General features: G+C 71.3%; 10 protein-coding genes. 7 read left to right on the top strand and 3 right to left on the bottom strand.

Annotated features, from left to right (window positions below; translation table 11 throughout):
- Positions 1-115 precede the first annotated feature (115 nt).
- Complete coding sequence (gene aceE, locus ACIA8Q_RS05995) at positions 116-2866, bottom strand: pyruvate dehydrogenase (acetyl-transferring), homodimeric type (protein WP_360210013.1); 2751 nt, start codon at positions 2864-2866, stop codon at positions 116-118.
- A 516-nt stretch (positions 2867-3382) separates the two neighbouring features.
- On the opposite strand from aceE, the gene ACIA8Q_RS06000 reads away from it, so the two are divergent.
- The 5 genes from ACIA8Q_RS06000 to ACIA8Q_RS06020 all read left to right on the top strand — a co-directional run bounded on the left by ACIA8Q_RS06000 (position 3383) and on the right by ACIA8Q_RS06020 (position 7644).
- Positions 3383-3820 (top strand): DUF3052 domain-containing protein, encoded by a 438-nt coding sequence (locus tag ACIA8Q_RS06000; RefSeq protein ID WP_360210011.1) that lies wholly within the window; start codon positions 3383-3385, stop codon positions 3818-3820.
- A 364-nt stretch (positions 3821-4184) separates the two neighbouring features.
- Positions 4185-4643 (top strand): peroxiredoxin, encoded by a 459-nt coding sequence (locus ACIA8Q_RS06005; RefSeq protein WP_360210009.1) that lies wholly within the window; start codon positions 4185-4187, stop codon positions 4641-4643.
- A gap of 323 nt (positions 4644-4966) precedes the next feature.
- Entirely contained in the window at positions 4967-5542 is a 576-nt protein-coding gene (locus tag ACIA8Q_RS06010) for a TerD family protein (RefSeq protein ID WP_360210007.1), read from the top strand.
- A 279-nt stretch (positions 5543-5821) separates the two neighbouring features.
- Positions 5822-6400, top strand: a complete 579-nt coding sequence (locus ACIA8Q_RS06015; protein WP_360210005.1) for a TerD family protein — start codon at positions 5822-5824, stop codon at positions 6398-6400.
- Between the two features lie 149 nt (positions 6401-6549).
- Positions 6550-7644: a DUF475 domain-containing protein gene (locus ACIA8Q_RS06020; protein WP_360210003.1), complete on the top strand. Its 1095-nt coding sequence runs from the start codon at positions 6550-6552 to the stop codon at positions 7642-7644.
- Positions 7645-7726: 82 nt separating this feature from the next.
- On the opposite strand, the gene ACIA8Q_RS06025 is transcribed toward ACIA8Q_RS06020, so the two are convergent.
- A complete protein-coding gene (locus ACIA8Q_RS06025; protein ID WP_360222634.1) occupies positions 7727-8944 on the bottom strand; it encodes a DUF2637 domain-containing protein in 1218 nt (405 codons plus the stop codon).
- A gap of 348 nt (positions 8945-9292) precedes the next feature.
- On the opposite strand from ACIA8Q_RS06025, the gene ACIA8Q_RS06030 reads away from it, so the two are divergent.
- Positions 9293-10042, top strand: a complete 750-nt coding sequence (locus ACIA8Q_RS06030; RefSeq protein WP_360222637.1) for a Tellurium resistance — start codon at positions 9293-9295, stop codon at positions 10040-10042.
- A 150-nt stretch (positions 10043-10192) separates the two neighbouring features.
- Here the strand turns inward: ACIA8Q_RS06030 and ACIA8Q_RS06035 are convergent, their stop codons facing one another.
- Positions 10193-11446, bottom strand: a complete 1254-nt coding sequence (locus ACIA8Q_RS06035; protein WP_396316810.1) for a TerD family protein — start codon at positions 11444-11446, stop codon at positions 10193-10195.
- A gap of 372 nt (positions 11447-11818) precedes the next feature.
- Here ACIA8Q_RS06035 and ACIA8Q_RS06040 point away from each other — a divergent pair, with 372 nt between their 5' ends.
- Complete coding sequence (locus ACIA8Q_RS06040) at positions 11819-13015, top strand: HpcH/HpaI aldolase/citrate lyase family protein (RefSeq protein ID WP_396316811.1); 1197 nt, start codon at positions 11819-11821, stop codon at positions 13013-13015.
- Positions 13016-13115: the final 100 nt, after the last annotated feature.

A 13115-nucleotide genomic window follows, 5' to 3' on the forward strand; every position in this document is an offset into this window, starting at 1 on the left:
CCCGGACGGCCCCACGCAGGGGCCGCCCGTGGACGGCGAAGGGGCCGGACCCCCGTACGGGAGTCCGGCCCCTCAGCGCCTGTCGGCGAGTGCCCAGCGCGTGCCTAGCCGCGGATCAGGCGTCGCCGCCGGCGGCGCCCGGGTCGGCCGCCGTCACGTCGAGCAGCTGGTAGCGGTCGATCGCGTCCTTCAGGGCGCTACGGTCGATCCGGCCCTGCTTGGCGAGCTCGGTGAGCACGGCCAGGACGACCGACTGCGCGTCGATGTGGAAGAAGCGTCGGGCCGCGCCCCGGGTGTCGGCGAAGCCGAAGCCGTCGGCGCCCAGCGACTGGTACTGGCCCGGCACCCAGCGGGAGATCTGGTCCGGCACGGCTCGCATCCAGTCGGACACCGCGACGACCGGGCCCTCGGCACCCTGGAGCTTCTGGGTGACGTACGGCACGCGCTGCTGCTCCTCGGGGTGCAGCAGGTTGAACTCCTCGGCCTCCACCGCGTCGCGGCGCAGCTCGTTCCAGGAGGTCGCGGACCAGACGTCGGCCTTGACGTTCCACTCCTCGGCGAGGATGCGCTGGGCCTCCAGGGCCCACGGCACGGCCACGCCGGAGGCGAGGATCTGGGCCGGGATCTGGCCGGCGGTGGCCGGCGCGTACTTGTGCAGACCCTTCAGGATGCCCTCGACGTCCACGTTCTCGGGCTCGGCCGGCATCTTGATCGGCTCGTTGTAGACGGTCATGTAGTAGAACACGTCCTCGCCGTGCGGGTGCTCGGCGCTGGAGCCGTACATCCGGCGGAGACCGTCCTGGACGATGTGCGCGATCTCGAAGCCGTACGCGGGGTCGTACGCGACGACGCCCGGGTTGGTCGAGGCGAGCAGCTGCGAGTGGCCGTCGGCGTGCTGCAGGCCCTCACCGGTCAGCGTGGTGCGGCCGGCGGTGGCGCCGATCACGAAGCCGCGGGCCAGCTGGTCGGCCATCTGCCAGAACTGGTCGCCGGTGCGCTGGAACCCGAACATCGAGTAGAAGACGTAGACCGGGATCAGCGGCTCGCCGTGGGTGGCGTAGGACGAACCGGCGGCGATCAGCGAGGCGGTGCAGCCGGCCTCGGAGATGCCGTCGTGCAGCATCTGGCCCTTCGGCGACTCCTTGTACGCGAGCAGGAGGTCGCGGTCGACCGACTCGTAGGTCTGGCCGAGCGGGTTGTAGATCTTCGCCGACGGGAAGAGCGAGTCCATGCCGAAGGTGCGGTACTCGTCGGGCGCGATCGGCACGAAGCGGTTGCCGATGCCCTTGTCCCGCATGAGGTCCTTGAGCACCCGGACGAACGCCATGGTGGTGGCGATGGTCTGGTTGCCGGACCCCTTCTTGACCGCCTTGTAGGCGTCGTCGCCGGGCAGCTCCAGCTGGCGCGGGCGCACCTTGCGGGTGGGCACGTAGCCGCCGAGCTCCTGCCGGCGGTCGTGCATGTACTGGATCTCCTCCGAGTCGCGGCCCGGGTGGTAGTAGGGCGGGTAGCCCTCCTCGAGCTGCTTGTCGGTGATCGGCAGGTGCAGCCGGTCGCGGAAGCGCTTCAGGTCCTCGACCGTCAGCTTCTTCATCTGGTGCGTGGCGTTGCGGCCCTCGAAGTTGGGGCCGAGGGTCCAGCCCTTGACCGTCTGGGCCAGGATGACCGTCGGCTGGCCCTTGTGCTCGCGGGCCGCCTTGAACGCCGCGTAGATCTTCTTGTGGTCGTGGCCGCCGCGACCCAGGTGCTGGATCTGCTGGTCGGTCATGCTCTCGACCATCTTGCGCAGGCGAAGGTCGCTGCCGAAGAAGTGCTCGCGGATGTACTGGCCGGTCTCGGTGGCGTAGGTCTGGAACTGGCCGTCCACCGTGGTGTTCAGCTTGTTGACCAGGACGCCGTCGCGGTCCTGCGCGAGCAGCGGGTCCCAGCTGCGGTCCCAGACCAGCTTGATCACGTTCCAGCCGGCGCCCCGGAACTGGGACTCCAGCTCCTGGATGATCTTGCCGTTGCCGCGGACCGGCCCGTCCAGGCGCTGCAGGTTGCAGTTGACCACGAAGGTCAGGTTGTCGAGGCCCTCGCGCGCGGCGAGCGACAGCTGGCCCAGCGACTCCGGCTCGTCCATCTCGCCGTCGCCGAGGAAGGCGTACACCTGCGAGTCGGAGGTGTCCTTGATGCCGCGGTGCTCCAGGTAGCGGTTCATCCGGGCCTGGTAGATCGCGCCGAGGGGGCCGAGGCCCATCGAGACGGTCGGGAACTCCCAGAAGTCCGGCATCAGCCGCGGGTGCGGGTAGCTGGACAGGCCGTACGGCGCCTTCGACTTCTCCTGGCGGAACGCGTCGAGCTGCTGCTCGGTGAGTCGGTCCAGGAGGAAGGCGCGGGCGTAGATGCCGGGGGAGGCGTGGCCCTGGAAGAAGATCTGGTCGCCGGACTCGCCCTCGGCGTCCTTGCCGCGGAAGAAGTAGTTGAAGCCGACGTCGTAGAGCGACGCGGAGGAGGCGAAGGTGGCGATGTGCCCGCCGACGCCGATGCCGGGGCGCTGCGCCCGGGAGACCATGACGGCCGCGTTCCACCGGGTCGCGTTGAGGATCCTGCGCTCGATCTCCTCGTTGCCCGGGAAGAACGGCTCGTCCTTGGTGGCGATGGTGTTGACGTAGTCCGTGCTGCGCATCTCGGGCACGGCGACACGCTTCTCGCGGGCGCGCTCGATCAGGCGGAGCATCAGGTAGCGGGCACGCTCGCGCCCCCGCTCGTCGATGGCCGCGTCAAGCGACTCCAGCCATTCCGCGGTCTCCTCGGGATCGAAGTCCGGGACCTGACTCGGAAGGCCGCCAATGATGATCGGGTTGCGATCGGATCCGGAAGCCACGCTGTTCCTTCACTGTCGGTCGAAACTGAGGTGTGTCGCGCCGCCTCCATCGTGCTACCGCGCTCGGAGATCCGTCATCTCTACCGATCGGTAACCGTTCCGCCTGGTGGGCGGGACGGTCTGGCGGCGTGCGGTCCGGGCGTCATCGCCCGCCCCGCACACCCCCGGGTGTTACGAAAAGAGGTGGTCCGACCTGGTTTCCCGTCCGCCCGATGGCGGGCGGCCGGGGTGAGGGCCAACAGGAGACTCTACGCCCGCGCACGCGCGGACCCGAATGCCGTTCGCATCTCGGGCATGAGTACGGCCTGTGGGCCGGGACCACCCGAAGCATCCTTGTCCCACGCAGAGAAGGGCAAATCGGTGTGATTCGCGCCACCTCGACCGGCGTGTCCCGCTGCGACACGTCAACCTTTGGGGGGGATCGGGGGTCGGGTACTTGCGCGAACCGCCGCGCCCGTGTGGACTACGGCCACAGCCTCGGCATGGACGCCGAGCCGAATACTGGAGGTTATTCCCGTGAGCGCGACCGCGGACCCCGCGGACAAGTCCAACCCGGCGACCCGACTCGGCTTCGAAGAGGGCCAGATCATCCAGGAGCTGGGGTACGACGAAGACACTGACCAGGATCTCCGCGAGGGCATCGAGGAGCTCACCGGGACGGATCTCGTCGACGAGGACTACGACGACGTCGCCGACGCCGTCCTGCTGTGGCACCGCGACGACGACGGGGACCTCACCGACGCCCTCGTCGACGCCCTGGAGTACCTGGCCGAGGGCGGCCTGATCTGGCTGCTCACGCCCAAGACCGGCCGTGACGGTCACATCGAGGCCTCCGACATCGCGGACGCCGCCCGCACCGCCGGCCTCTCCCAGACCAGCTCGATCGCGATCGCCAAGGACTGGGCGGCCACCCGCCTCGCCACCAAGTCCACCGCCAAGGGCGGCAAGCGCTGAGCGGGCCCTGAAGCCCCGCACCGGGCCCCGCCGGAGGACCTCCTCCGGCGGGGCCCGGTCCTTTGCCGTGGCGGCCCGGGGTGGCCGGGGCGGGCCCCGTGGGCCCGGCCGGCCCGGTGGGTCACCCGGGACCGGCGGGGGTCGGCCCGAATTAGTGACGCAGGGTGACGAATCCGGGCCGCGAGGTGGCGGTGCGCCACGGCGGGTCGGGTGGATCGCACCCTTCGCGGCGTTCGCCCAGGGCGAAAGCCGGGCGGCCCGGGAGCCCCGCCCTCATCCGTTCGGCGGAACGCACCCGGACGGATGCGAGGATGGCGCTGGTCGCGCGCTGCGCGCGGCCCGGTCGCGTCAGAAAGGTCACGTCATGGCCGTCGAGGTCGGCACCGAGGCTCCGGACTTCGAGCTCAACAACCAGCACGGCGAAACCGTCCGGCTCTCCGACTTCCGGGGCCTGCGCGACGTCGTCCTGGTCTTCTACCCGTTCGCCTTCACCGGCGTCTGCACCGGCGAGCTGGGCGCGATCCAGCGGGAGCTGCCGCGCCTGCAGAACGACGACGTCCAGGTGCTCGGCGTCTCGGTCGACTCGCAGTTCGGCCAGCGGGTCTTCGCCGACCGGGAGGGCCTGGAGTACCCGCTGCTCGCCGACTTCTGGCCGCACGGCGAGGTCGCCCGCGCCTACGGCGTGCTCGACGAGGAGAAGGGCTGCGCGCTGCGCGGCACCTTCGTGATCGACAGGGCCGGCGTGGTGCGCTGGAGCGTCGTCAACGACCTCCCGGACGCCCGGGACGTGCAGGAGTACCTGGCGGCGCTCGCCGCGCTCTGACGCCCGCGCTCCGAGGCCTGCGCTCGGATGCCCGCGCTCCGAGGCCTGCGCTCGGATGCCCGCGTTCCGATGCCCGCGTTCGGATGCCCGCGCTCTGACGCCTGCGCTCGGACGCCCGCGTTCCGATGCCCGCGCGACCGCCTCCGGGCCCGGCCCGGCCGAACTTCGAACGGCCGCGCCGGGCCCGTTCGCGGGTCCGGACGGGAACCGCGCACTACGCTCGGTCCGTTGGCCGGACAGGGCACGTGAGCCGTTCGCCGGCCGGCGCCTCGAACCGCACCGCCGGGGGCACCAGGGCGTGCCTCCCGAATCTTGGAGGACAAGTGGGTGTCAGCCTGAGCAAGGGCGGCAATGTCTCGCTCACCAAGGAGGCTCCGGGCCTCGTGGCCGTGGTCGTCGGCCTGGGCTGGGACGTCCGGACGACCACCGGGACGGACTTCGACCTGGACGCCAGCGCGCTGCTCTGCAACGACCAGGGCAAGGTCGCCTCGGACGGGAACTTCGTCTTCTTCAACAACCTGAAGAGCCCCGAGGGCTCGGTCGAGCACACCGGTGACAACCGCACCGGTGAGGGCGAGGGTGACGACGAGGCGATCAAGGTCAACCTGGCCGGCGTCCCGGCCGACGTGCAGAAGATCGTCTTCCCGGTCTCGATCTACGACGCCGAGAGCCGCGGACAGAACTTCGGCCAGGTGCGCAACGCGTTCATCCGCGTGATCAACCAGGCCGACAACGTGGAGCTGGCCCGCTACGACCTCTCCGAGGACGCCTCCACCGAGACCGCGATGGTCTTCGGCGAGCTGTACCGCAACGGCGCCGAGTGGAAGTTCCGGGCCATCGGCCAGGGCTACGCCTCCGGCCTGCGCGGCATCGCCCAGGACTTCGGCGTCAACGTCTGACCGGACGGCAGCCGCCGGTCTGCCGACCGGCCCGCCGTGCGAGGGGCGGGGCCCGGCCCGGCCCGGGGGGGGGGCCCCCCCCGGCCCCCCCCCGCCGCGCGGGGGGGGGGGGCCCCCCCCCCCGCCCGGGCCGGGGCCCGCCCCCGTTCCGTCCCGGCGCCGCGCGCTGGGAGGATGTGAGTTCAGGAAGTTCAGCCGGCCAAACGGGGCCGGCCGGGGTCTCGGGGGACTACACCTTGTAGGCGCGCCCCGGGAGAAGGCAAGGGAGGAAGAACAGTCATGGTGGTCACGCTCGCCAAGGGCGGGAACGTTTCGCTCACCAAGGCCGCGCCGAACCTGACGCAGGTCCAGATCGGCCTCGGCTGGTCCGCCCGTTCGACCACGGGCGCACCGTTCGACCTCGACGCGAGCGCCCTGATCTGCGGCGGCGGCCGGGTGCTCGGTGACGAGTACTTCGTGTTCTACAACAACCTCAAGAGCCCCGAGGGCTCGGTCGAGCACACCGGCGACAACCTCACCGGCGGCGACGACACCGGCGACGACGAGGTGGTCCTGGTCAACCTGGACCTCGTCCCGGCCCAGGCGGACAGGGTCGTCTTCGCGGTGTCGATCTACGACGCCGAGGCCCGGCTGCAGAACTTCGGGCAGGTCCGCAACGCCTACATCCGGGTCGCCAACTCCCTGGACGGCCAGGAGATCGCGCGCTACGACCTGTCCGAGGACGCGTCCAGCGAGACCGCGATGATCTTCGGCGAGCTGTACCGCTACGCGGGCGAGTGGAAGTTCCGCGCGGTGGGCCAGGGGTACGCCTCCGGCCTGCGCGGCATCGCGCTCGATTTCGGAGTGAACGTACAGTAAGGGCGAAAATCAGAACGATCGCACCCAACCAACGATCATGAGAACAGAGGGCAGTGCGGGGGTGACCTGACCGGGCCGGGCCCGGTCAGGGCGTCTCGGGACGAGGCCGACCCCCGGCACGGCCCGAACCCGAAAGGTAACCAAGTCCCGTGTTCCTCCGCACTTTCGGCTGGTCGTTCGCGATCACCGTCATCGGCCTGATCGCGGCCGGACTGCTCTGGGGGGCCCAAGGATTCGGCATCGTGCTGATCCTCTCCATCCTGGAGATCTCCCTGTCGTTCGACAACGCGGTGGTCAACGCCACGGTGTTGAAGCGGATGAACCCGTACTGGCAGAAGATCTTCCTGACGGTGGGCGTGCTCATCGCCGTCTTCGGCATGCGCCTGGTCTTCCCGCTGCTGGTCGTCGGCCTCACCGCCCAGCTCAACCCCAGCACGGTCATCGACCTCGCGCTGCACTCCGACAAGACGTACGAGGGCCTCACCTACGGCCAGTACCTGGAGGCGGCCAACCCCGCCATCGCGGCCTTCGGCGGCGTGTTCCTGCTGATGATCTTCCTCGACTTCGTGTTCGAGGAGAAGGAGCACAACTGGCTGGCCTGGATCGAGCGCCCGCTCGAGAAGGTCGGCAAGCTGGACGCCTTCTCCGTGGTCGTCGCGCTGGTCACCCTGGTGCTGGCCTCCAACTTCTTCGCCGGGGAGCACGCGGAGACCGTTCTGCTCGCCGGTGTCCTCGGCATGATCACCTACCTCGTGGTCGGCGGGCTCTCCTCCGTCTTCGAGGCGGGCCTGGAGGAGGAGGCCGAGCGCGAGGAGGAGGCCGAGAAGAGCGGCAAGTCGATCGTCCAGGTCGGCGGCAAGGCCGCGTTCTTCCTCTTCCTCTACCTGGAGGTCCTGGACGCCTCGTTCTCCTTCGACGGCGTGGTCGGCGCGTTCGCCATCTCCAGCGACATCTTCCAGATCACCCTGGGCCTCGGCATCGGCGCGATGTACATCCGCTCGCTGACCGTCTTCCTGGTCCGCAAGGGCACCCTGGACGACTACGTCTACCTGGAGCACGGCGCGCACTACGCGATCGGCGCCCTGGCCGTGATCCTGATGGTCGGGATCAAGTACCACATCCCGGAGATCGTCACCGGCCTGATCGGCGTGGCGTTCATCGGGCTGGCGCTCGGCTCCTCGATCCTGCGCAACCGGCGCGAGGGGTCGGACGACGACCACGAACTGGTGAGCAGCGACCAGTAGTCGTTCGGCACACCGCACGCGCGAAGGCCGCCCCCGGGACTCCCGGGGGCGGCCTTCGCGCGTGCGGTGTGGTGCGTGGTCCTCAGCCGAGCTGCTGCTCGATGGCGCGCAGCTTGCGCTCCAGCGAGTCCAGCTTCGGCATCGAGAGGGTGTCGTCGTCCGCCGTCAGGTCGACGGTCGAGCCGCGCTGGGACGAGCCCTTCTCGGTGCCCGAGGAGTACGACGAGCCCGAGGAGTAGGAACCCGAGTCGTAGGACGAACCCGACTCGTAGGACGAGGAGGACGAGTAGGACGACGACGAGGAGTAGGACGAGGAGGAGTAGGACGAGCCGACGGCGGCACGCGGGCGGCGGCCGGCGTCCAGGGCGCCCGAGGGGGTCGACTCGAGCGCCGCGGAGGCGGACTGGCGCGGGGAGGCGGTGTCCGACTCGGCCGCTAGGGCAGGCTCCGTAGCGGTCGGGCCGTCTCCGGCCGCCGTCAGCGCCGGCACCTGGCGGCCGCCGCGGGCCCGGGTCAGCATGCCGCCCTGGCGGGAGATGGCCTTGAGCTCGGCCCGCTCGCGACGGTCGGCGGTGCGGGCGCGGGCCTTGGCGTCCAGCTTCGCCTGACGCTCCTCGCGCACCTCCTCGACCGCCTCGTCCAGGCTGCGGACGTTCTCCAGCAGCATCAGCGACCAGGCCGCGTAGGTCTCGCGCGGGGCGCGCAGCCAGCGGACGATCCGGATCTGCGGCAGCGGGCGCGGCACGAGGCCCTGCTCGCGCAGCGCGGCCTTGCGGGTCTGCTTCAGCGCCCGGTCGAACAGGATGGCCGCCGAGATCGACATGCCGGAGAAGAACTGCGGGGCACCGTCGTGCGACACGCCGCGCGGGGCGTGCACCCAGTTGAACCAGGCCGAGGCGATCGCGAACACCCAGACCAGCAGGCGCGAACCGAGTGCGGCGTCACCGTGGCTGGCCTCGCGCACCGCGAGCACCGAGCAGAACATCGCGGCGCCGTCCAGGCCGAACGGGACGAGGTACTCCCAGCCGTTGGAGAGCCCCAGGTTCTCCTTGCCGAATCCGACCAGGCCGTGGAAGGAGAGCGCGGCCGCGACGCCGGCGCAGCAGAACAGCAGCGTGTAGGAGGAGATGCCGTAGATCATCTCCTTGCGCCGCCGCCGCTCCTCACTGCGCTCCCAGGAGTCGCCGGCCTCCTCCTTCTTCGTGTTCTTGAAACGCAGCGTCGCCACCAGCACGGCGACGAACAGCAGGGCTGCGCCTCCGACGACGGTCCAGACCAGCTGTATGGAGGTCAGGTTCATTGCGGGTCGGGCCTCGGGTTTCCGCAGGGGACGGGTTCACGGAGCGACACAGGCGGCCAGCTCCCTTGGTGCCTGGGCCGCCTGACGGATCGTTCGTCGCCGCACGGCGTGCCCACCCGCGCCCGCGCAGGACGGGACGGGACACCTGTGCGGCTAGACGATATCGCGTCCGAGGGGGCCGCATGTTACGGGAGGGCGGCTTCCCCGGCCAATCGGCCCGAGGGTGAGCGCCGGGCGGCGCTTTGGGGTAGGGGAGAGGACGGTTCGGGTATCCGGCGGCCGGGCTGATGCCCGATCATGGAACGGCGTCCCGTCAGAACGCCTGACGGGAAAGGGGGAGAGGACGGGATGGTCTCGATCTGGGAGTACCTGCGCGGGGAGCGCAACTACACCTTCGACAACCCCGGCGGTCAGCACAAGGTCATACTCACCAAGTCGACCCCGCAGCACGCGATCACCGGGTCCGCGGCCACCACCGGATACCTCTACGTCAACCTGCACTGGACCACCCGCTCCGGAGCCGTCCGCCCGAGCGGCGGCGAGCGGATCAAACGCTTCTTCAGCCCGCGCATCCTCAGCCCGCTGGAGCCGGACACAACCCAGAACGAGCAGGTCAACGTCGACCTCGACCTGGCCTGCATGTACGAACTGTCCGACGGCAGCAGCGGGGTGGTGCAGCCGCTCGGCGGCTACTTCGGCGACCTCCGGCAGCCGCCGTACATCAAGCTCAGCGGCGACGACCAGTACGGGGCGCCCTCCGGCGAGACGATGTACGTCAACCTGGAGAAGAAGGACAAGTTCAAGCGGCTGCTGATCTTCGTCTACATCTACGACGGGACGCCGGCCTTCGAGCAGTCGCACGCGGTGGTGACGATCGTGCCGCAGACCGGGCCGCGGATCGAGATCAAGCTGGACGAGCGGGCCCGTGCGGCGCGCTCCTGCGCGGTGGTGCTGATCGAGAACGCCGGGGACAACCAGCTGACGGTGCGCCGGGAGGTGCGGTACGTCAACGGCTTCCAGGCGGACATCGACCGGCTGTACGGGTTCGGGATGCAGTGGCAGCGCGGCTACAAGGGCGAGTCGGGCGGCGCGGAGTAGTCCGGCGGACCGGGGCGGCCCGGCGGTGCCCCGCTGCCGGGCCCGGACCGGGGGGCGGGCCGGGGGCCGGGGCCGGCCGGCGGATCCCGCCGGACGAGCCCCGTGCGGCCGTGTGGTCCGCGCGGCCGTGTGGTGAGTGAGGCGGTCCGGTCAGCGCGGCTGGAACTGCGGGCCCTGTGGCGGCAGGGCGAAGTCCTCGCCGGCGGCGGGCTGGCCCTGGCCCTGGCCCTGGCCCTGGGCCTGGGCCGGCGGCTGAGCCGGGGGCTGGGCGTGCTGTTGCTGGTGCGGGTACCCGTACCCCGTGCCCTGCTGCGGCGGGGCGGGCTGCTGCTGCTGCGGGTATCCGTAGCCCGTGCCGGCCTGCGGCGGGTACTGCTGGGGGGTGGGCTGCGGATACCCGTAGCCGGTGCCCTGCGGGGGCGGGGCGGAGTGCTGCTGCGGATAGCCGTAGCCGGCGCCGGACGGGGCCTGCGGCGGCTGGGGGTAGCCGTAGCCGGTGCCGGGCTGGTGGCCCGGAGGCGCGGGCGGAGGCGTCGGCGGTGCCGTCGGCATGGCCGGTGGCGCGGTCGGCGGCGGAGTCACGGTCGGCGGGGCGGTGGGCGGCGGCGGGGTCGGCGCCTGGCCCGCGGCGGCGGTGGTCTGCGGACGGCCCTGGGCCTGACCCTGGCCCTGGGGCGGGGTCGAGGGCTGCGGGACGGCCGGGGCCAGGGTGAAGGTGCCGGGCTCGGGCCGGGCGGCCGGACGCGGGTCTGGCAGCGGCGTGCTGCGCGGGTCGAGGGCGGCGGTGGGCGTGGCGGTCGAGGCGGGCGCGGCCGTGGGGGCCCCCGTGGGCGCCCCGGAGGCGGCGCCCTCCGCCTCGTCGTCCACCGTGATGCCGAAGTCGGTGGCCAGGCCGATCAGCCCGGAGGTGTAGCCCTGGCCGATCGCCCGGAACTTCCAGGCCCCGGCCCGGCGGTACAGTTCGCCCGCGACCAGGGCGGTGACGTTCTCCCCGTCGCTGATGTCGAACTGGGCGAGCGCCGTCCCGCCGTCACCGCTCGCGGCGTCGAAGAGCAGCAGGCGCAGCCCCGGCACCGCCCGGAACGGGCCGCCCTCGGAGGAGCCCGCCAGCACCACCCGGTCCACGTCGGCGGGCAGCTTGGCCAGCTCGACCTCGACCGTGTCGATGATCTCGGCGCCGCCGGAGGTCTGCTGCTTGGGCAGGTGGCGGACCAGGCCGGACGGGTGCCGGGGCTGGTTGTAGAAGACGAAGTCGGCATCCGAACGGACCTTGCCGTCGGCTCCGAGCAGCAGCGCGGACGCGTCCACGTCCGGCGCACCGGGCGTGGCGCTCCAGCGCAGCACGGCGCGGACCGCCGCCGCCGGCAGTGCGATGTTGGCGCCCTTGGCCATCACGTGCGTCATAGCGGACCATCCTGCCCGTTCGCCACCCCTTCGGACAACGTGACCGGGGTTGCCGGACTCACGTCGGACTTTGCCAAGACTTGCGCTTGCCGGGGGTTTGCCGGGACTTCACCCGCGATCGATGAAGTGGACGGAGATGTTCCGAGAGTTCAGTGACCCGGAACCGCGGACGGCCGGATCCCGTCCGTACGATGGGCGGTCGAAGGGCCCCCGGGGGGTCCGGCGGAGGGGGATCCGCCGGTGCGCACCCGGGAACCACGGCGCCCGGCGAGCCGGTCGACCCCCGTGCCGTCCGGCCCGAACCCGGTGCCGCGCCGCGCCGCCGCACGCCCCGGCAACGGGCCGGAGCCCGTCCATCCTGAGGAGAGCACCTTGCGCCATTTCGGCCACCTCGCCGACGACGTACGCGGCCGGCTCTTCCTGGAGGAACCCAGGCCGTTCACCGCCCGGAGCGAGCCCGCGGTCCTCGCGACCGCCCTCGGCGGCACCCTCTACTGCCCCGCCACCCGGCCCGCCCTGGCCGCGGACGTCCGCAAACAGGCTGCTCGGGGGGTGGTCTCGATGGTGCTCTGCCTGGAGGACGCCATCGCCGACCACGAGGTGGACGCCGGGGAGCGCAACCTGGTCGAGCAGTTGAACGATCTGGTCACGGACTTCACCGACTGCACACAGGGTCACCCCCTGCTCTTCATCAGAGTTCGGGCCGCCTCCCAGATCCCGGACCTCGCCCGACGGCTCGGGCCGGCCGTCGACCTGCTCAGCGGCTTCGTCCTGCCGAAGTTCACCACCGAGAGCGGCGGCGCCTACCTGACCGCCCTGGCCGAGGCCGAGGCCGCCACCGGGCGCAGGCTGTTCGCCATGCCCGTGCTCGAATCGCCCGAACTCGCCCACCTGGAGACCCGCCGCGGGCAGCTGTTCGGCATCGCGGAGCTGCTCGCCGCCCACCGGGAGCGGGTGCTCGCCGTCCGCCTGGGCGTGACCGACCTCTGCTCCGCCTACGGCCTGCGCCGCTCGCCCGACCTCACCGCGTACGACGTCGCGCTGGTCGCCGCCGTGATCGGCGACGTCGTCAACGTGCTCGGCCGGGCCGACGGCACGGGGTACACCGTCACCGGCCCGGTCTGGGAGTACTTCCCGGTCCAGGAGCGGATGTTCAAACCGCAACTGCGCCGCACGCCCTTCGCCGAGGCCTCCGGCACCGACCACGCCTCCGGCGAGGAGGTCCGGCGGCGGATCATCGAGCACGACCTTGACGGGCTGATCAGGGAGGTCGAACTCGACCGGGCCAACGGCCTGCTCGGCAAGACCTGCATCCACCCCAGCCACGTCCCCGCGGTGCACGCACTCTCCGTGGTCACGCACGAGGAGTACTGCGACGCCCGGGACATCCTCCGGCAGGAGCAGGACGGCGGCGGCGTACTGCGCTCGGCGTACACCAACAAGATGAACGAGGCCCGGCCGCACCGCGCCTGGGCGGAACGGGTACTGCTGCGGGCGGAGGTGTTCGGAGTGGCCCGGGAGGACGTGAGCTTCGCGGAACTGCTGTCGGCCTGCCTGTGCGGGGGCTGAGGCGGGCGGCGCCCCGCGACCGTGGGCGTCCGCCCGCGGGGCGAGGGCCGCGGGGCGCTCGACCGCTGATCCGAATGACCCGTTCGCTCCGAATGACCCG

This window comes from Kitasatospora sp. NPDC051705 (genome assembly GCF_044453265.1).
Taxonomy (GTDB): domain Bacteria; phylum Actinomycetota; class Actinomycetes; order Streptomycetales; family Streptomycetaceae; genus Kitasatospora.

Excerpts from the sequence above, each read along its gene's own strand:
- ACIA8Q_RS06035 (WP_396316810.1), bottom strand. The coding sequence starts at position 11,446 with ATGACGCACGTGATGGCCAAGGGCGCCAACATCGCACTGCCGGCGGCG.
- ACIA8Q_RS06005 (WP_360210009.1), top strand. The coding sequence starts at position 4,185 with ATGGCCGTCGAGGTCGGCACCGAGGCTCCGGACTTCGAGCTCAACAAC.
- ACIA8Q_RS06015 (WP_360210005.1), top strand. The coding sequence starts at position 5,822 with ATGGTGGTCACGCTCGCCAAGGGCGGGAACGTTTCGCTCACCAAGGCC.
- ACIA8Q_RS06030 (WP_360222637.1), top strand. The coding sequence starts at position 9,293 with ATGGTCTCGATCTGGGAGTACCTGCGCGGGGAGCGCAACTACACCTTC.
- ACIA8Q_RS06025 (WP_360222634.1), bottom strand. The coding sequence starts at position 8,944 with ATGAACCTGACCTCCATACAGCTGGTCTGGACCGTCGTCGGAGGCGCA.